This window comes from Paenibacillus gansuensis (genome assembly GCF_042684925.1).
GTDB classification, from domain to species: domain Bacteria; phylum Bacillota; class Bacilli; order Paenibacillales; family DY6; genus Paenibacillus_N; species Paenibacillus_N gansuensis.
The window spans coordinates 184,494-205,199 of sequence record NZ_JBHUME010000015.1 but is presented as its reverse complement, the minus strand read 5'-3'; the positions used below and the strand labels follow the sequence as shown (position 1 = coordinate 205,199).

At 52.0% G+C, this 20,706-nt stretch carries 18 protein-coding genes; 5 read left to right on the top strand and 13 right to left on the bottom strand.

Annotated elements, in window-relative coordinates; genetic code table 11:
* Positions 1 to 4: 4 nt before the first annotated feature.
* The 3 genes from ACFSUF_RS21890 to wrbA form a co-directional block, all read right to left on the bottom strand.
* Complete coding sequence (locus ACFSUF_RS21890) at positions 5 to 703, bottom strand: ABC transporter ATP-binding protein (RefSeq protein ID WP_377606597.1); 699 nt, start codon at positions 701 to 703, stop codon at positions 5 to 7.
* 33 nt (positions 704 to 736) lie between these two features.
* A complete protein-coding gene (locus ACFSUF_RS21885) occupies positions 737 to 1,615 on the bottom strand; it encodes an NAD-dependent epimerase/dehydratase family protein (RefSeq protein WP_377606595.1) in 879 nt (292 codons plus the stop codon).
* Positions 1,616 to 1,814: 199 nt separating this feature from the next.
* The gene (wrbA, locus tag ACFSUF_RS21880; RefSeq protein WP_377606592.1) at positions 1,815 to 2,444 is read right to left on the bottom strand and encodes an NAD(P)H:quinone oxidoreductase; all 630 of its coding nucleotides are present in this window, start codon (positions 2,442 to 2,444) and stop codon (positions 1,815 to 1,817) included.
* Positions 2,445 to 2,583: 139 nt separating this feature from the next.
* Between wrbA and ACFSUF_RS21875 the strand changes: the two genes are divergently transcribed.
* The gene (locus ACFSUF_RS21875) at positions 2,584 to 5,235 is read left to right on the top strand and encodes a patatin-like protein (protein ID WP_377606590.1); all 2,652 of its coding nucleotides are present in this window, start codon (positions 2,584 to 2,586) and stop codon (positions 5,233 to 5,235) included.
* Between the two features lie 83 nt (positions 5,236 to 5,318).
* The gene (gene namA, locus ACFSUF_RS21870) at positions 5,319 to 6,332 is read left to right on the top strand and encodes an NADPH dehydrogenase NamA (protein WP_377606588.1); all 1,014 of its coding nucleotides are present in this window, start codon (positions 5,319 to 5,321) and stop codon (positions 6,330 to 6,332) included.
* A gap of 397 nt (positions 6,333 to 6,729) precedes the next feature.
* Here namA and ACFSUF_RS21865 read toward each other — a convergent pair whose 3' ends face one another.
* The 6 genes from ACFSUF_RS21865 to ACFSUF_RS21840 form a co-directional block, all read right to left on the bottom strand.
* Positions 6,730 to 7,077, bottom strand: coding sequence for a DUF3243 domain-containing protein (locus ACFSUF_RS21865; protein WP_377606586.1), 348 nt, complete (start codon positions 7,075 to 7,077; stop codon positions 6,730 to 6,732).
* A gap of 605 nt (positions 7,078 to 7,682) precedes the next feature.
* Positions 7,683 to 8,861, bottom strand: coding sequence for a response regulator (locus ACFSUF_RS21860; RefSeq protein WP_377606584.1), 1,179 nt, complete (start codon positions 8,859 to 8,861; stop codon positions 7,683 to 7,685).
* A complete protein-coding gene (locus ACFSUF_RS21855) occupies positions 8,839 to 10,674 on the bottom strand; it encodes a sensor histidine kinase (RefSeq protein WP_377606582.1) in 1,836 nt (611 codons plus the stop codon). Before ACFSUF_RS21855 ends, ACFSUF_RS21860 begins: the two co-directional genes overlap by 23 nt.
* 82 nt (positions 10,675 to 10,756) lie before the next feature.
* On the bottom strand, positions 10,757 to 11,638 hold the full coding sequence (locus ACFSUF_RS21850; protein ID WP_377606580.1) for a carbohydrate ABC transporter permease: 882 nt from the start codon (positions 11,636 to 11,638) through the stop codon (positions 10,757 to 10,759).
* 20 nt (positions 11,639 to 11,658) lie between these two features.
* Positions 11,659 to 12,552, bottom strand: a complete 894-nt coding sequence (locus tag ACFSUF_RS21845; protein ID WP_377606578.1) for a carbohydrate ABC transporter permease — start codon at positions 12,550 to 12,552, stop codon at positions 11,659 to 11,661.
* A 79-nt stretch (positions 12,553 to 12,631) separates the two neighbouring features.
* On the bottom strand, positions 12,632 to 14,002 hold the full coding sequence (locus tag ACFSUF_RS21840) for an extracellular solute-binding protein (protein WP_377606576.1): 1,371 nt from the start codon (positions 14,000 to 14,002) through the stop codon (positions 12,632 to 12,634).
* Between the two features lie 245 nt (positions 14,003 to 14,247).
* Here ACFSUF_RS21840 and ACFSUF_RS21835 point away from each other — a divergent pair, with 245 nt between their 5' ends.
* Together ACFSUF_RS21835 and ACFSUF_RS21830 are read left to right on the top strand one after the other, a co-directional pair.
* Positions 14,248 to 14,547 carry a hypothetical protein gene (locus ACFSUF_RS21835; protein WP_377606575.1) on the top strand — a complete coding sequence of 100 codons (300 nt, stop codon included), beginning with the start codon at positions 14,248 to 14,250 and terminating at the stop codon, positions 14,545 to 14,547.
* Positions 14,548 to 14,613: 66 nt separating this feature from the next.
* Positions 14,614 to 14,847, top strand: coding sequence for a hypothetical protein (locus ACFSUF_RS21830; RefSeq protein WP_377606573.1), 234 nt, complete (start codon positions 14,614 to 14,616; stop codon positions 14,845 to 14,847).
* 6 nt (positions 14,848 to 14,853) lie between these two features.
* Here ACFSUF_RS21830 and ACFSUF_RS21825 read toward each other — a convergent pair whose 3' ends face one another.
* The 4 genes from ACFSUF_RS21825 to ACFSUF_RS21810 all read right to left on the bottom strand — a co-directional run bounded on the left by ACFSUF_RS21825 (position 14,854) and on the right by ACFSUF_RS21810 (position 20,158).
* Positions 14,854 to 15,951: a DUF4179 domain-containing protein gene (locus tag ACFSUF_RS21825; protein ID WP_377606571.1), complete on the bottom strand. Its 1,098-nt coding sequence runs from the start codon at positions 15,949 to 15,951 to the stop codon at positions 14,854 to 14,856.
* Positions 15,899 to 16,447, bottom strand: coding sequence for an RNA polymerase sigma factor (locus ACFSUF_RS21820; RefSeq protein WP_377606569.1), 549 nt, complete (start codon positions 16,445 to 16,447; stop codon positions 15,899 to 15,901). Before ACFSUF_RS21820 ends, ACFSUF_RS21825 begins: the two co-directional genes overlap by 53 nt.
* Before the next feature lie 100 nt (positions 16,448 to 16,547).
* Entirely contained in the window at positions 16,548 to 17,597 is a 1,050-nt protein-coding gene (locus ACFSUF_RS21815; protein ID WP_377606567.1) for a glycerophosphodiester phosphodiesterase, read from the bottom strand.
* Positions 17,598 to 17,896: 299 nt separating this feature from the next.
* Positions 17,897 to 20,158, bottom strand: coding sequence for an ATP-binding cassette domain-containing protein (locus ACFSUF_RS21810; protein WP_377606565.1), 2,262 nt, complete (start codon positions 20,156 to 20,158; stop codon positions 17,897 to 17,899).
* Positions 20,159 to 20,453: 295 nt separating this feature from the next.
* On the opposite strand from ACFSUF_RS21810, the gene ACFSUF_RS21805 reads away from it, so the two are divergent.
* Positions 20,454 to 20,675: a DUF1540 domain-containing protein gene (locus ACFSUF_RS21805; RefSeq protein WP_377606562.1), complete on the top strand. Its 222-nt coding sequence runs from the start codon at positions 20,454 to 20,456 to the stop codon at positions 20,673 to 20,675.
* Positions 20,676 to 20,706: the final 31 nt, after the last annotated feature.

Genomic DNA, 20,706 nt, shown 5'->3' with positions numbered 1-20,706 from the left:
CCTCCTACGTTAAGCTGTGAAAGCACTCAAACAAAGGAGCATCATGCAGACCGCATTGTGCCCGCACCTCGTCCAGCGTCCCCTGCGCCACGATCCGCCCGTCGCTGATCAGCACGAAGGAATCGCAGATCCGCTCTGCGGTATCGAGTACATGCGTGCTCATCAACACCCCGGCCCCCCGCTTCCGCTCCAAAAGAAGTAGGTCCAAAAAATCCTTCGTCGCCTTTGGATCTAATCCCACAAACGGCTCATCGACAATATACACATCCGGGCGGATCAGGAAGCCGAGAATGAGCATGATTTTTTGCTGCATCCCCTTGGAAAACGAGGAAGGCAGATGGTGGCGCACTTCACTCAGCCTAAATTGGATCAGCAGCTCCTCGGCTCTGGAAAGGAACGATTCCCGTTCCAAACCGTAAGCAGACGCTGCCAGCTCCATGTGCTCCCACAATGTCATGGAATCGTACAAAATCGGCTGTTCCGGAATATAAGCATAATTCCCGGTAGGACCGGTAAAATGGATGGCGCCATCCATATGTTTGGTTAACCCTAGAATGCTTTTGATCGTGGTGCTTTTCCCCGCTCCGTTCGGACCGATCAGGCCGATCAGCTCTCCTTCTTGAAGCCTAAACCCGATATCATGGATCACACTGTACTGTTCTTCGTATCCGGCCTTGCGGATGCTTACTTCAAGCAGCTGCATAAACTAGTCCCCTTTTTCCTTGTACCACTCATACTATGAATGATTAAGCTCCTTAATTAACGGCATGAACCAATCCCTCAGCTGACGGAACCTATATCCCGCCTGCTCCGCCTTTGCTGCACTCATGTACCAATCATCCGGAACGCCGAACGGGGATTGGTTCTCCACGGCCGTTTCCTTCTCGATCAGCGCCGGCTTGCCGATTTCACTTTCCATCATCGAGATGATGTCCCGGATAGATAACGTGCCCGAAGAGCAGGCATTCACAGGCCCTGTTACGTCGCTCTCCTTCAGCCATACCAGAAAATCGGCCGCTTCCGCCGCACTGATAAAGCCCATTTTGGCCTCCGGATTTGGAATGCCGATGGCAATGCCCTGCCGGATCCGGTCCATATGAAACTGCATTCTAAGGGTGTAATCATCCGTGCCCAGCACGATGGGGAAGCGGACAGCCACTACCGGAAACGGCGCTTTCGAGAACAAGACCGCTTCCGCCGCACGCTTGCCCTCGGCATAGCTCAGGCCGGCTTCCCCGTGCCCACCCGCATCATAACCGTAAGGGTCGAACTCGTCTTCCTTCATGTCCCTTCCCCCGTAAGGGTAGACCGACAGCGTTGAAGTGAAGATATATCGCTTCACTTTGCCGTCAAACAGCTCGCAAGCCTTTTCCGCCGCTTGGGGCGAATAGCATATATTATCGTAAATTACATCCCAGTTATGCCCCAAAGCCGCTTCCGCCAGCTGGGACGGCTGTTCCCTGTCTATCAGCAGCCTTTGCACCCGGTCCCCAAAATCATCCGCCAGGTTACCCCGGGTTGCCACCGTCACGCTTGCACCCTGCTCAAGAAGCCGATGAACCAGCCTTCTTCCAAAAAAACGTGTCCCGCCGAGTACCAAAATCCGCTGCGCCATATTTCAGTCCCTCCTAGGTTGAATGGGTGGATCACTAGATTCTACTACTACATATACCATAAAAAGATACGGTTAGACATCGATAACACCTGCCAGCAGCAAAAAGAGTCCCGCCGTCGCACTCAGCCGACGGCGGTGCTTCAGGAGACTCTTGATAATGAGACAAAATACCCTGGCATTGAAGATGCCCTGCGACCCCTTAAGAGCGGGCCGCTTTCAATGCGGCGGCCACCTTCGCCACTCTTGCGCCCAATCGGCCCGCCATCGTCAGCTCAGGCTGGGAAGGCTGACGTTCCCCCTTAGGTCCGGCTACGGTCGATGCCGCATACGGGGAACCCCCGATGCCGTCCGTCGTCATTTGTTCCGGGTTCTCGCCGTATGGCAGACCAACATAGATCATGCCGAAGTGCATCAGCGCCACGAATGTCGTCAGAGCCGTAGTCTCCTGCCCTCCGTGGATCGAACCGGTGCTGGTAAATACGCCCGCCGCCTTGCCTTCCAGCTTCCCTTGAGACCAGACGCTTCCGGCGGAGTCCAACACCTGTTTCATTTGCGCAGGCATAATCCCGTAACGGGTAGGAACGCCCCACAGAATGCCGTCCGCCCATTCAAGATCTTCGTTAGTGACTTCGGGAATGTCTTTTTGCGCTTTTTGGGCTTTTACATAATAGTCCTGTCCGGACATGCTGTCATACACTTCTTTAAACTCCGGCACCTTCACGATCCGCACCTCGGCACCTGGAACCTCCCTGGCCCCGTCCGCCGCAGCCTGCGCCATTTCGAACACATGCCCATAGGCACTGTAATACACTATTAAAATATTGCTCACCTTGCATCTCCTCCAATCAGGTTGTGGAATAGAAGGTTGGGACAGCGTTATTTAACCTTTGAGAGCAGAGGGTAAACAGAAGTTTATGACGAAATATACAGAAACAGGAAAGGCGCGAAGACGGAGGACTGATTGAACAATGAAACCGACTGAAGGCAGACGTAATATGAAGGTAACTGAGGAAACCGGCAAAAAGCATCATGCCTCGGCTGCATCCGGCCTTCCGCCCAAAGAGATCCGTATCGCCCTCGTACTCTACGGCGGCGTCTCCCTCGCCGTCTACATGAACGGCGTGGTGCAGGAGCTGCTCGCCCTGGTGAGGGCGAGGCGGGGTGCCTTTGCCGACCGGGTGGCGGACGCGGCCGGCGGCGGATATGGAGCACTGCTCGACCGGCTGGAGAGCGAAGTGGTGATCGATATTGTCGCCGGCAATTCGGCGGGCGGCATCAACGGGGTGCTGCTGTCCAAGGCGCTGGCAGCCGGGACGGACCTGGCGGAAATCAAATCGCTGTGGCGGGATGCGGCGGATTTGCGGGACCTGCTCGCCCTCCGGAAAGGCGAGACCGACGCTCTCTTAAGCGGCAGCTACATGTATGAGCAGCTGATGGAATCTTTTGCGTCGATGAGCCGGCAAACGGAGGCGGAGCCCGAGCTGGCACGCGAGCGGCAGGAGCGTATCGGCATGCTTGATCTGTTCGTGTCGGCCAGCGATGTCCGAGGACGGCGCTGGAGCTGGACGGATGCTAAGGGACAGCAGATCGAGGGCCTGCGCCATGGTGTTGTGCTTCAGCGCAAGTACCGCACGGTGTCGGGCGGCGGTGGCACAGCGAGGGAGCGCGGGTACACGCAGAACGATTTCGACGGCGCAGCCAACGATGAGCTGCTGGCCCGTATGTCCAGGGCCACTTCGGCGATGCCTGCCGCTTTCCCCGGGCAGCCTTTTGCCATGGAAGAGGTTTACGGAGCCCGGAACACATTCGATCAACGGGATACGGTCTACCTTCATGACGGACTCCTGACGGACAACCGGCCGTTCCGGCCGGTGTTGGAGAAGATTTTTCGGCGCCCCTCCGACCGCGAGGTCGACCGCTGGCTGCTGTACGTGGACCCCACTCCGGTCGACACCCATTTGGCCATGACCGCTGACGCCTACCGGACGAAGCCTAATGTGATGGAGTCGGCGCTGAGCTATTTTGGCGTACCCCGGTACCAGTCCATCTACGAACAGCTGCGATCCATCGAACAGTATCAGGAGAAAGTTGACACGCTGACGGGGGTACTCGACTTGCTGGAGGATGACAACGGCAGGGTCCGGGCGGCCGAAGCTTGCGAGCTTTTGACCCGGCTTCCGGCCTATGCGCCTTATTGCAAGCTCAGGTACGACCAGTTCTGCCATAGCCTCCTGGGACAGGTCAGCGGCTATTTCGGCGGAAAAGGAGATTTTAAGGAAGACCTCGACCGGTCGTTCCCTCCCCTGGAACAACTGCGTGCCGTACTGGGCGATATGCAAAAAGAAATCGGCCGGCACGTCGCAGAACTTTCATTGCCCGATATAGAGTTCTTCTGCCGTTTCTTTCTTTACCATATTAAGCAATTGAACCGTAAGCTGGAACGGAACAGCCTCAGCACGGCCGACCGAGAGCTGCTGCTGCAGCGCAAAACGGCGCTCTGGGGCGCCGTCGACAGCCTCCGCCGGCAGCAATGGCTGTGGTGGAACCTGGATGCCGAGCTCGCCGCCAAGCGGCAGTGGCTCGACCAGGCCCCGCCGGACGGCGCCTTTGCGGCGAAGGTGCGCACCGAAGCGGAGCTGCTGGCGGCGGAACAAGCCCGCCACCGCCCGCTGGCCGAGGCGCTGGAGCGTTTGTACCGGGGCGATAACCCCCGGCACGCCGCAGAGCAGATCATGCACTTCCTGCAGCACTCCGTGCATTACTGCCTGCTGAACCTGGAGCATCCCGGTCATATCCTGGATGCAATCACGCCCGGCTCCGGCGGTGCGGATCCCTCCGTCCCAGCAGCCCCTGGCTCCGCCGGGCAAGCTTCCGCCGCCCCGGCCGACTTCATCGCCCAGCTCCAGAACTCGCTGTGCGGCTTCCTCGCGGTCGACGTCTTCCTCTATCCCCTCACCTACCAGGAGGTAGGCGAGTTGAACCGGATTGACGTCGTGCGCATCAGTGCCGGGGACGCCTCGTCGCTCGGCCTCTCCGGCAGCGACAAGCTGGTCGGCGAAGATTTGCAGGCCTTCGCCGGATTCCTGTCGCGCAAATGGCGCGCGAACGACATGTTGTGGGGTCGGCTGGATACGGCCGATATTTTGTTTAACTACATGAATCGTTCTCAACGGGCCAAGTTGGAAGCGGAACATGCTGCCATGGATACCCCACCTTCGGAAATTGCTCAAGCGTTAGCCGAATGGGACGCTTACCTGCTTCGAACCAGAATCGCCCGGTTCCGGACCATTATTGAGGAAGAGATCCGGTATGTCGACCCGAAACTGGAGCAGGCATATATGGAACTTTCGGCGGAAATGGAGAGGACGGACGACACGGGGCGCCTGGAGCTGTTACAGCAATTTTTTGCCTATAAATATAAAGTGGGTAAGGAAAGCTGGCTCAACCTGCCATTAAAAATCACGCTAGGTAATACAATGGATGTTTTGCACAACGCTGCTGGCGCACTAAGGCGATATTTCCGGAGAGCTCCGCTGCCCACGCTTCTGCTGAGCATTGCAAGTCTCGGTATTTGGCTTGTTCGGGGGACCGTCAGGATCCTGCTGCCAAGAAGAAAATAAAGTAACTTATTTTGCATAACCCATCTGAATCCGATATGATAAATATGGAATGCTAATAGAAAACAGAGATGGGAGTGTGCTGCATGAGCTTGCTTTTTGAACCTTATACCATTCAAGGCATGACGCTGAAGAACCGGGTTGTCATGGCCCCAATGTGCATGTATTCCTGTACGGACAAGGACGGAAAGGTCATGAATTGGCACAAAGTCCATTATACGTCCAGGGCTGTCGGCCAAGTCGGCCTGCTGATTTTGGAAGCCACTGCCGTCACGCCTCAGGGCCGGATCAGCGAGCAGGACCTTGGCATTTGGAGCGACGAGCACATCGCCGGCCTGCGTGAACTGGTTGGCCTGGTACATGAACACGATGCAAAAATCGGAATCCAAATCGCGCATGCCGGCCGGAAATCTACGGTAGAGGGACCGATCGTAGCCCCTTCGGCCATCCCTTTTGATGATAAATACAAAACGCCGGAAGCTCTGACGACTGCCGAAATCCGGAAAACGGTTGCTGCCTTTGCAGAAGGCGCGCGCCGGGCCGCGGAAGCCGGTTTCGACTGCATTGAGCTTCACGGAGCCCACGGGTACTTAATTAACGAATTCTTGTCGCCTCTTACCAATACTCGGGAAGATGAATACGGCGGCAGCCGCGAAAACCGGTACCGATTCCTTGAGGAAATTATTGATTCTGTTAAAAAAGTCTGGAACGGTCCTCTATTCGTACGTATCTCCGCTAATGAATATCATCCGAAGGGGAATGATATGGCCGATTTCATATACTATGCCAAGCGGATGAAGGAACAGGGCGTAGATTTGATCGACTGCAGCTCCGGCGGTGTAGTCCATGCGGGAATTCGCGCGTATCCCGGCTACCAGGTGCCTTTGGCTGATGAAATTCGCCGCGAAGCCGGCATTGCCACAGGCGCTGTGGGCATGATCACCTCCGGTTTACACGCGGAAGAGATTCTGAGCAACGGCCGCGCCGATCTGGTATTCCTGGCCCGCGAACTGCTGCGCAACCCATACTGGCCGCGTACCGCAGCCAAGGAACTGGGCGTCGAGATCGAAGCGCCGCGTCAGTATACACGGGGCTGGTAAACATCACACAAGAAGAGCTGGCGCTCTAACGTCAGCTCTTCTTTCTCGTTCTCCACTGCTGTTTCGCCAATTCCGCCCCCGGGACCGCTGTAACGAATCTAAGAAACGTTTTTTCCGAAAAAACAGGTGGCGTTTTGTTCTAACGAACCCTACAAACCTTATTTGGCCCAAACCGACGAAAAATCCAAGTATTTTGCCGAAATAAGGTGTCCTCGATTCGTTAGAATCACAAACTGCTGATTTTAGACCAAATAAGGTGTCCTCGATTCGTTAGAATCACCGAGTGATGTTTTTAGACCAACTAAAATTGCCCTTGTTCTTGAATAGGGGGCGATTGCTGGCAGAGCATGCATAGCATAAAAAACGCCGACACATTATGTGCCAGCGTTTTTCTAATTTACTGAACTTTATTCTGTGCCAAACGCACCAGCATGTGGGCCAGCATATGACGCTGCTCCTCGTTGCCGACTCTCCACAGCTCCTGCAGCAGCTGCTCCTCGGAGTTGCGCGGTTCCTCATGCTCGGCCAGGTAATCCGCTACTTTCTGAGCGGTCACAGCCAGCTGCTCTTCGCTTAGGCCGATCGCCTCGCCCATTTTGACGCGCTTCGCCAGGTAGCTGCGGAACTCCTCAAAATCGGCCAGGATCCGGTCCTTGTCCTTTGAGCCCATCCGCTCTACTACTTCGGTGACTTTGTCTGTTTGAAGATCTCCATCTTTATCAACTGCATGGTTATATTCAGCCATTCTCAACGCCTCCTCTATAGTTCGGTACACTTATTACCTAACCAAGCCGGCGTCTTATTGAATCATTAGAAAGTGTTAATACAAACGTTATACAATGGGTGTACAATTATAAATCGTTACCTATATAAGGAATGCTGGTGAATGGTATTTTCCACTGTACAAGGGCAACTTTAGCCGTCTACCGGCAAGCTGAAGCTTTCATCCGCCCAGATGCCACTCGCAGCTTCTTCACATTTAGTTGAAAGGGTAATGAGTTACCTTGTGCTGCTGTGCGATTTCCCAAATTTGGTATTGTAGATGGGGACCTAAAGAATATCGACCACGTTTTTCCTTATGGTGCATGAGTATGCTCATGACAAGGTAATTTGGGGTCCAACTTTGAGCCAGATCCCCTAAAAGACTGAAATTAGGGTAATCTCACTGCTCAATAACGAAATTAGTTACCTTAATCGCCTGGTGTACAGGTTGACAGCCCCCGTATCGTTACGAACTCTTCTACCTTACAGTACTTACTCAACTAACCCTAATTACATCAACTAAGCTAACACACGACTTATCGTTATCGCCTCACCGTGCCCCAGCTCCTGACAGTACCGCCAACTTCCTCACCGTCCCGCCAACTCCCGGGCCTGCTGCCGGTACTCCGTAGGCGTAGCCCCGAACTTCTTGCGGAACACCTGCGTGAAGTGGCGGATGTCCTGGTAGCCGATGCGCTCGGCGACGTCGGCGACCTTCAGGTCCGGGTTGGCCAGAAGCAGTTTAGCCTGCTCCAGCCGCAGGTGGATGACGTACTCCTTGTAGCCCTGGCCGGTCTTCTGCTTGAACAGCTGGCTGAAGTAAACCGGGTTCAGGAACACGATGGCTGCCACCTTCTCCAGCGACAAATCTGCATGAAAATGCGAGCGGATGTACTGAAGCGCAATCTCGATGGCCTTTTCACTGCCCTGCACTGCGTGGTCGTACACCTGGGTAGCGGAAGCCTGCCGGAGCCGCTGTACCTCTCCCGGCACGGATTTATAATCCTCGATCAAGCCCGTAGACATTACCTGGAACGGTACTTTCAGGTACTTCTTCAAGTGCTGCCGCAGTCCGCTTAACAGTTCCTCCACAGCAGTTCCGTCCCGCATCGTCACCAAGCCGATCAGGCTCTGGTTATCGTAACTTGCCACGAAGCCGCTGCCATGCAGATCGATCAGCTCGGACAAGACATTTTCGATAATAAAATGTTCCAAATGAACCCGCTCGCCGCTTTCCATCTTCACCATGACCAGATGAAAGCGAGGATAACTTTCCATAAATGCATGCAAATCCAGCGTCCCCATATCCAGGCCTGCCGCCCATCGCTGAAGCACGGCCTCACGCAGCAGCTTCAAGTTGGAGCGCAGCAAACCGGCTTCCTTATTCAACTCATTCTCGCGCTTGAGCTCCTCTCCAAGCGTTTCGATCAGCTCGGCCAGCTTCTCCTTGCCGATCGGCTTCAATAAATAATCCTTAGCGCCAAGACGGACCGCATCCTGCGCATAGCTGAACTCGGAATGGGCCGAAATCACGACCCACTTCACGTGCGGGTGCCGTTTCCGGCTGATACTCATCAATTCCAGCCCGGTCATGCCCGGCATAAGAATGTCCGTCAGCACCACATCGATATGCTCGCTCCGAAGCACGCCGACGGCCTCTTCCGGAGAAGAGGCCAAGTGTATGCCTATTTCGGGAAACCGGCTCCGGATCGTTCTCCGGATGCCCTCCCTTATGATCGATTCGTCATCCACGATTAAAATCTGCAAGAGCTTTCCCTCCTAACGGCGGAAGAGGCATCGTCACCGTAACGACCGTCCCCTCGCCTAGCTTGCTGTCTACGCTCAGGCCGTACCCTTCGCCGAACATGAGCTCCAGCCGCCGGTGCAGGTTTTGCAGCCCGATGCCCCGCCGAACTGGCGCAAGGGATTGCCCTTCCGGCTCTTCGCTCAAGGAAAGGTCAGCATCCATAGGCTGCAGCGAACTCCGAAGCCGCTCCAGCGTCGATAACTCCATCCCCGCTCCGTCGTCTTCTATCACGATTTCCAGACGCGGCCCGTTGACCTTGGCGCTCACGCGGATCAACCCGCGCCGGTTCACAGGCTCCAGTCCATACTTCACCGCATTTTCAATGATGGGCTGCAGCGTCATTTTGGGCAGGCACACGTCCAGCCATACTGGGTCCACGTCGATTTGGGTGTCAAGCCTGCCTTCCAACCGGTATCCGATGATCGTCAGATAATGCTGGATCTGCTCAATCTCCTCACGCAGTGTTACACGAGCGCCTTCCTCCCACCGGGAGCTGTACTGGAACATCCGCGAGAGCGAAAGCACAACGTTTCCAAGCCGTTCATCCTCTTGTTCATCCAGCATCCAGTAGATCATATCCAGTGTGTTATAGAGAAAATGCGGATTCACTTGAGATTGTAAAGCCTGAAGCTGCGCGCTCTTTTCACTCATGGACGACAGCTTTACCCGCTCGATAAGCTGATCCATCCGGTGCACCATGTGGTTGAACGAGTTGGCCACACTGTTGATTTCCTCATAAGAGTTCACATTCAAAGTGCCGTGAAAATTCCCCTGCTCTACCTGCCTCATCTGCCGGATGAGTTTTTTGAGAGGGTTGGAAATTGTTCTCGATACGAATGTAGCCAGCGCCACTGCCAACAATACGAGCACAGACAGCACGATCAGAAAATACTTCTTCGTCTCGTTCAGCTCTACGTTCAAATCCTTGTTGGGCGTGACGCTGACAACCGTCCAGTCCGCCATGGCAGGCCGAGAAGCCACCGTAAATTCCTCGGGTCCCTTCTCCACGACCGGACTTCGCCCGTACCCGTTGTGGGAGAAGCGTTGAAGCGCTTCCGGATAGTCCGTCTCGCCTGTATTGGAAGCCATCATCCGGCCGCTTTCCGCGATCACGTACGTTTTGCTGTTCGGGCTCAAACTCAAGTTCGAAAGTGCCGAAAGAATCGGCTCTGGCAGTACCTCAATCAGCACGATTCCAACGGCGCGGTTATTATACACATCGTAAATCGGCCGTCCGAAGGAAAACACAGACCGCTTCTCCGTGCGGTCCAGCAGCGACTGCTTTTGCACGCCCAGCCAGACCATCTCCCCTCCGGACTTCCTCACTTCCTGCAGCCAATCCGCAGTCCGGTAATCGGGATCAATCACATTCATATAACGTTGATAACTGTAGATTTTGTCTTTGGACGTAATGACGTGAATTCCCACCAGATCATCCCGGGAAAAATAAATCGCTCCCAGCATGTTCGTAATCGTCCGTTCGTTAATGAACGCAACAGCAGGATTCGTCTCCCCGTTGTCGCGGAGAAGCCTCTGCAAATCCAGGTTCCCCGTAATCGACTTGCTTAAGCCGTCATAGCCTTCCAGAAGGAGGTCGAACAGGCCGACGGTTTGGGAAATGCTTTTGCTTGAAATGTCCCCGATCTTGTTCTGGAACTGGTCGGTCGTATTTTTGTAATACACCGCGCTGACAATCAGCAGCAGCCCAAGCATGCCCACAAGAAACAAGAGAAACAGGCGGTTGTGAATGGTATGGTGAAACCGGCGGATCATAGCAATATGTTCTCCCTTCCGCGCGTTCTTGCCTCCATTTTATCACAGGTTCAAGCCGCCTACTTCCTTGCAATTCATGCCATTACCCTTTGACGGCTCCCGCTACCATTCCTTGGGTGATCCGCTCCGACAGCAGGAAATAGATCAGGATGACCGGAGCCGCGCCGAGTACAAGATAAGCACCGATCGCACCATAGTTGGCGGAGTACTGGCTTACAAAACTGTATACCCCGAAAGGCAGAGTCTTTAAGCTTGCAGAGGATATAAAGGTCGCCGCCAAAATATACTCATTCCAAATCTGGATAAACGTCAGAATACACACGGTCATCATCGGGGGCACCGAAATCGGCAGGATGATACTCCAAAACGTCCGGTAAATATTCGCCCCGTCCATCAGCGCCGATTCTTCAATCTCATGGGGAATAGTTTTCATAAACCCGCTCAGAATAAAGATCGCAATTGGCAGCTGAAACGCAATATAAGGAAGAATGATGGCCATATGGGTGTTCAAAATATCCATTTTCTTAAAAATAACCATCAGCGGCAGCAGCGTAGACTGCATAGGAATCATCATCCCGAGCAAAAACACCAGCATTACCGCATTCGCATACCGGAACCGGAAACGCGAGATGGCATAGGCTACCATGGAGCTCAGCACGATCACGGCCGCCATTGTGATGGACGTCACTTTCACGCTGTTCAGCAGGTACTGCCAGTAGTTCCCGCCGCTGATCGCGTCGGCGTAATTGTTCCATAGAAACTTGGCCGGCAGAGCAAAAAAGTTCCCCGACAAAATCTCCTCGTTATTTTTCAGAGAATACAGCACCAGCCATACCAAAGGGTATAACTGTGTGACGAACAGGATCCCGAACAGGATCAGGGCCGCCCCTTTCCCAATCGAAAAAGGTTTGCGGCGGCGAGCCGCCTTCGGCCGGTTTAATACAATGTCAGCAGTTGGGTTCATAACCGATCGCTCCTTTTTCGTTAAGATAGCTTGTTCTCCAGGCGGCGGAAAGCCGAGTTAATCAGCACGGTAGCTCCGAGGCACAGCACGACCAGCACAGTCGCGAGTGCGGAACCGTAGCCGTATTTTTGGGAGAGGAACGTACTGTTATACATATGGGTCGCAATGACATCCGTGGCATGCGCAGGGCCGCCGCCGGTCATCACCATAATCATGTCGAACGATTGAAGAGAGCCGATAAAGGCGAGAACGATCGATATTTTAAAAATCGGCACTACCATCGGGAACGTGATATAGCGGTCTGCTTTAAAGCCGTCCGCCCCGTCGATTTTGGCCGCTTCATAGATTTCAGCAGGAATGTTCTGAATCCCGGTAAATTGAATCAGCAAGTGATACCCCAGGTACTGCCACAAAGCTACAAAATACAAGGCGTACATCGCCACTTTTGGTTCCGTCAGCCACGAATGGGTCCAGGAATCCAGTCCAAGGCTAAGCAGCACACCGTTCAGCATGCCTCCCATGGAGGCCGGGTTATAGATGGTTTTCCACAGTTGGCCGATGATGACGACCGAGAGAATAACAGGCATAAAATAACTCGATACAAGGAAATTCGGTCGTTTCACATAACGGTTCAACAGGATGGCAAGCATCAGCGCGAACGGAATCTCCAGCATGGAGAACACCGCGAACAGCAATGTATGCCTGACCGCCGGCCAGAATACGTTATCCGCTGTAAAAATCGTTACAAAGTTATCTAACCCGACAAATTTGGATGTGCCAATTCCGTTCCATTCCAGCGTGCTGCTGTACATGGACACGAGAATCGGAACAAAAACCAGGCAGACATAGAGCAGCAAACACGGCAGTACAAAGACTGCGATCGTGGTTTTGGAAACTTTTAATACGTTGTTCATGGAGTCCGCCTCCTATCCTGAAAGAATAGCAAGAGGGAACCGAAGTCCCCTCTCGCGTAAGCCTCACGGTTATTTTGTTCTATTTGTTGTTGGCTTCAAAAGCTGTCTGATGCTGTTTAGCTACTTCTTTGGAGTCTGTTTTTTGTACAAACAGGTTCTGGATCGCCGTCAAATGCTCCTGCGCCGTAGCCGGGTTCATCGTGTTGTCGAACGCCAGGTCGCCGCCTTTTACGCCTTTGAACATGCCGTTGATTTCAACAGCCAGATCGGAATAGCCTGCTGCTTTCAAGTCGCTGTCTACTTTTTGCGCTACGCCTACAGCGTCTTTGTTCTCAAATTTCACTTTCGGGTAGTTCAGCATGAAATAGTTTAAGAAGTCCTTCGTTTCTTGCAGGTGTTTGCTCTTAGCAGAGATCGCGAAAGCGGAACCAGGTGCCAGCATGAATTGGTCAGGATCGCCTTTGCCGTTTACTGTAGGGAACTTGAATACGCCGATTTTGCCTTTAACGGAAGAATCGTCGATCGAGCCAGTTGCCCAGGAGCCCATGAAGTACATCGCTGCTTTGCCTGTTTTGAACAGGTTCTCGCCGGCATTGTAATCCATCGAAGTTGCGCCTTCTTGGAATGCGCCCGCCTGCACCAGGTTTTGGAATGAATCAACCGCTTCTACGAAAGCAGGATCTTCAAACGTTTTCTTTTTATCCATTACATCTTGCAGGAAGCCAGGTCCGTTGTTTGTGCGAAGAAGCACGTTCATGAACAGGAAGGAACCGGTCCAAGTGTCTTTTTCACCGATAACGAAAGGCTGGATGCCTTTGGATTTCAGAAGTTTCGTAGTTTCGATCAACTCTTCGAACGTAGTCGGGATTTTTGCTCCGGCTTGGTCGAACAGTTCTTTGTTGTAGTACACGACAGCTACGTTGTTCCCGTCCGGCAGAGCGTAAAGGTTGTTATCGAAGCTGTAGAAGTCAAGGATACCTTGTTGGAACGTGTCTTTCAGGCCGTTCTGTTCCACCATGTCGTTCAGCGGAGCCAGCAGTCCCGCTTCTACGTACGGCTGCATTTGTGCTTTCGGGTTCACGATTGTGATGTCAGGCACTTCTTGAGAAGCAGCTTGGGTTTTCAGCTTGATCTTTTGCTGGTCTGTGTTTAGGGAATCAAGCTCGATCTTGATGTTCGGATGCGCCGCTTCATAATCGCCCACGATCTTGTTCAGCGTCTTCGCGGACGGCGTGTTCGGATCCGGGTAGATGTTCTGGAATGTGATTGTGATTTTCTCGCCGGATGCACCGCCGGAATTACCCGAAGCCGCGTTGGTGTTGCCGCCGCTGTTCGCCCCTTTGTTGTCCGACGCGTTGTTACCGCCATTGTTACCGTTGCCGCACGCCGCCAAGCTAAGCGCAAGCACCCCGGCAAGTACCGATGTTACAATCTTATTGCGTTTCACCATTGTTCTTTTCCCCTTTTTCGGTTCAATGTGTGTCTTGCATGCTCTCATTATGGTTTACTTCGCCGTTTTGAACAATGTGTGAACTTAGTGGGTTAGGTGGGGGGAAATTAGGGTGGGTCAGTGTGGAACAAAGGGCAGCATTTCTTCTCCAAGGTACATTAGGCGCTGAGTAGGATTGTTAGAAGGACTCCCAGCCTTTACACTTAGAGAGGTTACTTGTAAATTTATGGAGGTATTCCGGGAATATGGATAAGAGAAGATGGATCGCTTTGAGCTTGCTGGGCTGCTTGTTGTTGCTTTTCGTATCATTGGCGGGTTACGTCATCTACAAAAACTACTACTCCGACAGCGGTATACTGGAGAGAGTGTTAGAGCAAAAAAAATATAGTTTGACCGTGAAAAAGAATGCTGAGTCAGTGGAGGTTACCATTGATCCGTTGTATATTGCACGCGCAAAGGGAGTGAAAGGAACTTTGGAAATTCACATCCCTATTCACAACGTACATAACACTTCTATCTATTTGGAAAGCATTACTAACCATTAAGATTCCCTAGAGTTTCTGTTTAAGCTTAAACCTCGCATGAACCGTTCAGGCGGTGAGTTTCTTGACATGAATGAATACCGGACAGATGGGAGGATCAGCGATTCTGCCTACCTTACCGACTATCAACTCGCCAGTCAAAAGGGAGAGCCTATTGAGATCTGGCAATCAACGCTGGCTCCTTATGAACAGATGTTTGGTTTCGGGGTTCACATCGATGATTTCGAGAAAATACAAGACGGAATTCGTTTAAAACGAAACGGCCTTTATTTATATGAGTACAAAAGAAATAAGCGGACATGATGTCCGCTACTCCCCTTTACCGGGCACCTCAAGAACAAACTCCAACTCCGGTATATAAACTTTTTCCATTCCTTCTTTAACTACATATGGCTTAATTACAACAAGTTTAGGTAATGCCGCAAAAGGAGTCATCTCTACAACGTTCTTATACGTGTTGTTGCCTAGCCCCCAGCTGCTGCTGGCCCCCCTCAGCAATGACTCCTCCCCTTTTTCATTTGTTATATCGTATTTCAGCGTATTGCCTAATTCTTCAATTCGTTCGGGTGAACCTGTTAACGTTACATCCAGCAGCATACTAGCATTTGTCATGACCAGGTGAGTAACTTCCATTCTCATGTCCTCATACCGCTTCACTTCTGAAGGGCGAATATCCAACTGAACGTGCACCGTCTTTTTTACCGGAAAATCCAGAACAAAGTCAGCATCGATCGTAGCATCCCGGATTCTCAATTGCAGTTGAAATTCATCAGGCAAACTTGAGAATGTATTTTCTCCTTGAGTCGGATCCGGCCGAATCGTCATAATTGTAGCGTTATGTTGCGAAATATCGGAAAACATGCCCGTATTGACATGAAGCCTCTCCCCATTAACCCAAAACTCCAGATGATTATAGTCTATCTGGTCCTGTTTCCAACGTTGAATCGTTTCCTCGGTTGTGGGGCCAAGCCATTTATCTATGGGTACTACTTTACCATCCGATGTTCCTCTGGTGAGAACCATGGAGATCCGCGTCGTATCGTACATGACCTCAGAAATGCTAAATGTAATCCCCTTTTTCGTTTGGCTTGCATTGACACTGGAGATGAGACCTTGTTTACTAGCATTTCTCAACCCGTTATCCCCCGATTGTTCAAACAAGTTGCCCACAAATGGAAGGCGGTTCAACGCAGTAGCCATGGTGGGTGACACATATCCGGAAGTAAGTACACCCACGCCTATCATCAGTGCGGAAGCAATGATAACAGCAACTAGCCTTACTTTGCTTCGACGGATGTGCCTTGTGGACTGCTGCGGGATCCGGGCTAATACCGACAAAGCCGCCTGCTCCTTATCACCGCGGATATAATCCGGTTTTGCCTCCCGAATAAGGTTCTCCAAGTTCATCTCTATGTTCACCCTCCTCAAGTTTTTCCCTTAATTGAGCTCTTCCCCGCAGCAGCCTTGTTTTGACCGCACCCTGCCCCATGTTTAGCGCAAAGGCAATTTCTTTTACAGACAACTCTTCAAAATAGTACAGTAACACCGGGGTACGAAACTTTTCCTGCAGAGACATCACCGCACTATAAACTTCCCGGTTTCTTGAACGTGTCATGTAAACGTCTTCGGTGCTTGCTCCTCCTTGCTCCGGAAGTATCTCGGACGGGAGTTCTCTCCGTTGTTTTCTCAGCCTGTTCAAACACTCATGGATTACAATTCTTACCAGCCATGGATAAGGGCGACTTGGATCATTTAGATCCCGTTGGGATACGTATGCCTTCACTAAAGCCTCCTGAACCGAATCCTCCGCCGCGCTTCTGTCGTGCAAGTAAGTGTAAGCTATATAAGTAAGCCTATCGTAATATAGCTCAATCCATTGCTGGATCAAGTCGTCGCTCTGCAACCGTCTCACCCTCTTTCCACTATAATGACACACAGAACGGAAAATGGTTTCAAAATTCATATAAAAAAAGACCCTTCGATAGGAAGGATCTCGCACGATTCTATAACTTATAACTCTTCGGCAGCTTAAACCCATGCTCCTTCATGACCTCACGCAGGCGGTCCGGGTAGTTGGTGATGATCCCGTCCACTCCATCGTTGATTAGCTTCTCCATGGTTGGCTTGTCGTCCACTGTCCACGGGATCACTTTCATGCCGGCCTTGTGTGCTTTCTCTACTAATTCCTTCGTCACATAAGGCACGTAGTTACCGTCAGTGACGGTGCCGTTTTGCGGGTTGCCGTGAACCGGGGAGATGGCATCCGCTCCAAACGATTTGGCCGCCGCCACGAGGTCACCTCCGAAATCGTCAATGTCGATGCCGCCCAGCCATGGGGAAGCTCCGGGTTGGCCTGGCTGCAGGAACTGGTCTCCATTGGTGAGGGCAACGATCGGCAAGCGAGGCTCCACCTCTTTCATCCGCATCAGGGCGCCCCAATCAAAGCTCTGGATAGTTACGCGGTCCAGCATGTCCGCTTCCCGGACCTGGCGGGCAACGATTTGCACGAACTCTTCACGGGGAGCTGTTTCCCATGGCGCACCCGCCTCAACCTTTGTCTCAATGTTCAGCCATACTTTCTTGGCTTTATATTGTTTCACAAGATCAATAACCTCGCTCAGCAAAGGCATTTTCGCCCCCGGGCTCGGCTGTTGTTCCGGGTATTCCGGCTTGGTAGTCGAACCGCAGTCCAACGTACGAATTTGGACGAGCGTAAGGTCTTTTATGTATTTGCCCACATAAGGAAATTCAGGGTCGCCCCCAAATGCAGGAGAGGTATCCTTGCAGTTTCTTCCTGAAATTTTGCGGTCATGTGTAACTACGGCTTGGTGGTCTTCGGTAATTTGAACATCGAGCTCCAATGTGGTTACGCCTAATTCAAGTGCATGGGAAAACGATGCCAGCGTCGACTCAACTGTCAGCCCCATTCCACCGCGGTGCGCCTGAAGATCAAATGTCTTGTCAGCTTGATCCGACGGTTTAGCAAAAACAGACTGGGAAGACAGTAACGTAAGTGCAGCAATCGATAAGGCCAAAACTCTTTTTTTCTTCATTCTACTTCACTCCTCTTCTATTCTAGTTGCTCTTGAAGTATATACACCTATTGTAAAATCCGATGCAGCTCAAGTTTAAGAAAGGGTAAAGATTTGACGAAAACTATGAAAACGGTATGGGTACAGCAAAAAAATAAGACCCTCCGCCCGGAAGGGTCCATCAACTTATGACAATGATTGAACAGAAGCAAGCCCTTGTACAAAATGCTGAAACGAAATTCGTCTGAAATTGTTCCATACATGCAAAAAACAGATCACTTATCGGCATGAAACACCGCGAAGTGATCTGTTCTACCTTTTTATTTCACATGTAAATATTGCCCCGTAATCGACTGCCCGGCATGAAGAATCTGCTCCGGCGTGCCCTCGAACACTACCTGGCCGCCTTTGCTGCCACCGTCCGGTCCCATATCAATGATCCAGTCTGCCTGGCTGATCACTTCAAGGTTATGTTCTATGACAATGACCGTATTTCCGGCATCTACCAGGCGGTTCATGATTTGCAAAAGATGGCCGATATCCGACATATGCAGGCCCGTCGTCGGCTCATCCATGACGTAGATGCTGCCCTTCTTATGCAGCTCGCTGGCCAGCTTAATGCGCTGGCATTCCCCGCCTGACAGCGTGCTGAGCGGCTGGCCGAGGGTAATGTAGTTCAGCCCCACGTCACTCATCGCCTGAAGCTTTCGCCCAACCTCTTTCAGCTCAAAAAATTCCAATGCCTGCTCCACCGTCATCTCGAGCACATCTGCAATAGACTTGCCGTTCAGCTTATACTCGAGCACCTCTTCCTTGAACCGTTTTCCTCCGCACACTTCGCAAGGCAACTTTACACTGTCAAGGAATGCCACATCGGCATAAACCACGCCTAATCCCTGGCAGTTATCGCAGGCTCCTTTGGAGTTAAAACTGAACAAACCCTGGTTGACCTTATTCGCGGAAGCGAACGCTTTGCGCACATCGTCCATGATTCCCGTGTAAGTCGCGGGATTGGACCGTGTCGATACGCCCACCGCCGATTGGTCGATGACGATCGCCTCCTCATGCCGGCTGAGGAATACTTCATTGATGAGTGTGCTTTTGCCCGAGCCTGCGACACCTGTCACTACCGTCAGCACTCCTGTCGGAATATTCACGCTTACGTTACGCAGATTATGCAGAGAGGCGTCTTTAATCGACAGCTTGCCGGAAGGCTGCCTGACCTCTTGCTTGAGCTCCAATGGCCGCTTCATATAAGTGCCAGTCAGTGTTCCTGAATCCAGCAGGCCTTGGAAGTCTCCTTCATAGACGACGGTTCCGCCGCGGCTGCCGGCACGAGGCCCGACATCGACAATATGATCCGCTATTTTGATCACATCAGGATCGTGCTCGACGACAATGACGGTATTACCCTTGTCGCGCAGCTTTTGAAGCAATTCATTCAACCGGTGAACATCCCGGGGATGCAGGCCGACGCTGGGCTCATCAAAAATGTACGTGACATCCACCAGACTTCCGCTCAGGTGCTTCACCATTTTGACCCGCTGGGATTCACCTCCGGATAACGTATCTGTCTCCCGGTCCAGGGTTAAATAGTCCAGTCCGATATCCACCAGATGCTGCAGCCGTTCTGCAATGGCCTTCACCATCGGCGCGGCCGCCGGACCCTCGATCTCCCGGACGGCACGGATGAGCTGTCCGACCTCCATCGAGGACATGTCCGCAATGTTCAATCCGTTGATCCTGCAGTTAAGTGCAGCCTGACTGAGTCTAGCGCCGCGGCAGCTGGAGCAGGGACCTTCGGAAATGAAAGGCATGACCGCTTTTTGCGTTCGCTCGGACTTTGCCTTTACATCCTGCTTTATGTATTTGTTGGTGAATTTCTCAATGACGCCTTCCACCGTAATATTCATGTCCTTACCGCCGAAAGCCACCTTTACCTTCCTGGCCTTGGCGTAGAGCAGCTGCTCCAGTTCCTCATCCGAATAATCGCTCAGCTTCTTGTCGAGATCGAAATCCCCCGATTGCATGAGCATATTCCACTCCCAGCTGTTCACCGAATAATCAGGAAGCAGAATGGCCCCCTCATTCAGTGACTTGGACATATCCAATACTTTGCCCATATCGACGCCCAGCCTGCGGCCCAATCCGTTGCACTCGGGACACATGCCTTGCGGATCGTTAAAGGAAAACATGTTTGCTTGACCAACGTAAGGCTGACCTACCCGGGAAAAGAGCAGACGGAATAGGGGAGAAATATCGGTAATCGTGCCCATCGTGGAATGAGAACCGCCGCCGAGTCGCTTTTGGTCAACAATGACAGCCATGCTCAGGTTATTGATCGCATCTGCATCCGGCTGAGGGATCCGCGGTAAAAAGTTGCGGACGAACATACTAAAGTTCTCGTTCAGCAGACGCTGGGATTCAGCTGCAATCGTATCGAAGACAATCGAGGATTTGCCGGAACCAGAGACCCCGGTAAAGATCGTAATTTGCCGCTTAGGGATGCTTACATTCACATTCTTAAGATTGTTCTCCCGCGCGCCCGAGATAACGATATATTCCTGTTTTGCTGCGCTCATGTACCCCATCCTTTCGAATTTACATAGATTCACTATGGTTCAGCCATTGTATGAATCAAACAAACCGGATTATAGCATTCCTTTCAACGTCCTTCATCAACATTGTATCAATTCATCCTCTACAAAACAAAAAGCCAGCCTCAAGAGGCTGGCCGGCAATCATCATCTCTATACCTAAGACGAATACACACCGAAAAAGTTCCGAGAAGCGCTAAGTCAGAGGTATTGTTTATAAATAAGTTCAGGGTGGTATGAAATAAGCACATGAATTAAAAATACTCCGACGAGGTGACTGATGATGGAAAATCCAAAAGTGAAATGCAGCGTAGACAACTGTTCCTACTGGGAAGAAGGCAACAATTGTGTTGCTGAAACGATTATGATCGAGATCAACGCCCATGCCCATGCGGAATTACCGGAAGGCACACCGGACGAGCAATATGATTCGCATCATACCGACCATGCAGCGGGTGTAAAGGATACTTGTTGCCACACGTTTAAAGAACGGGTGCACTAAAGCTTAAACGAGGAAAAGCCCCCATACGGAG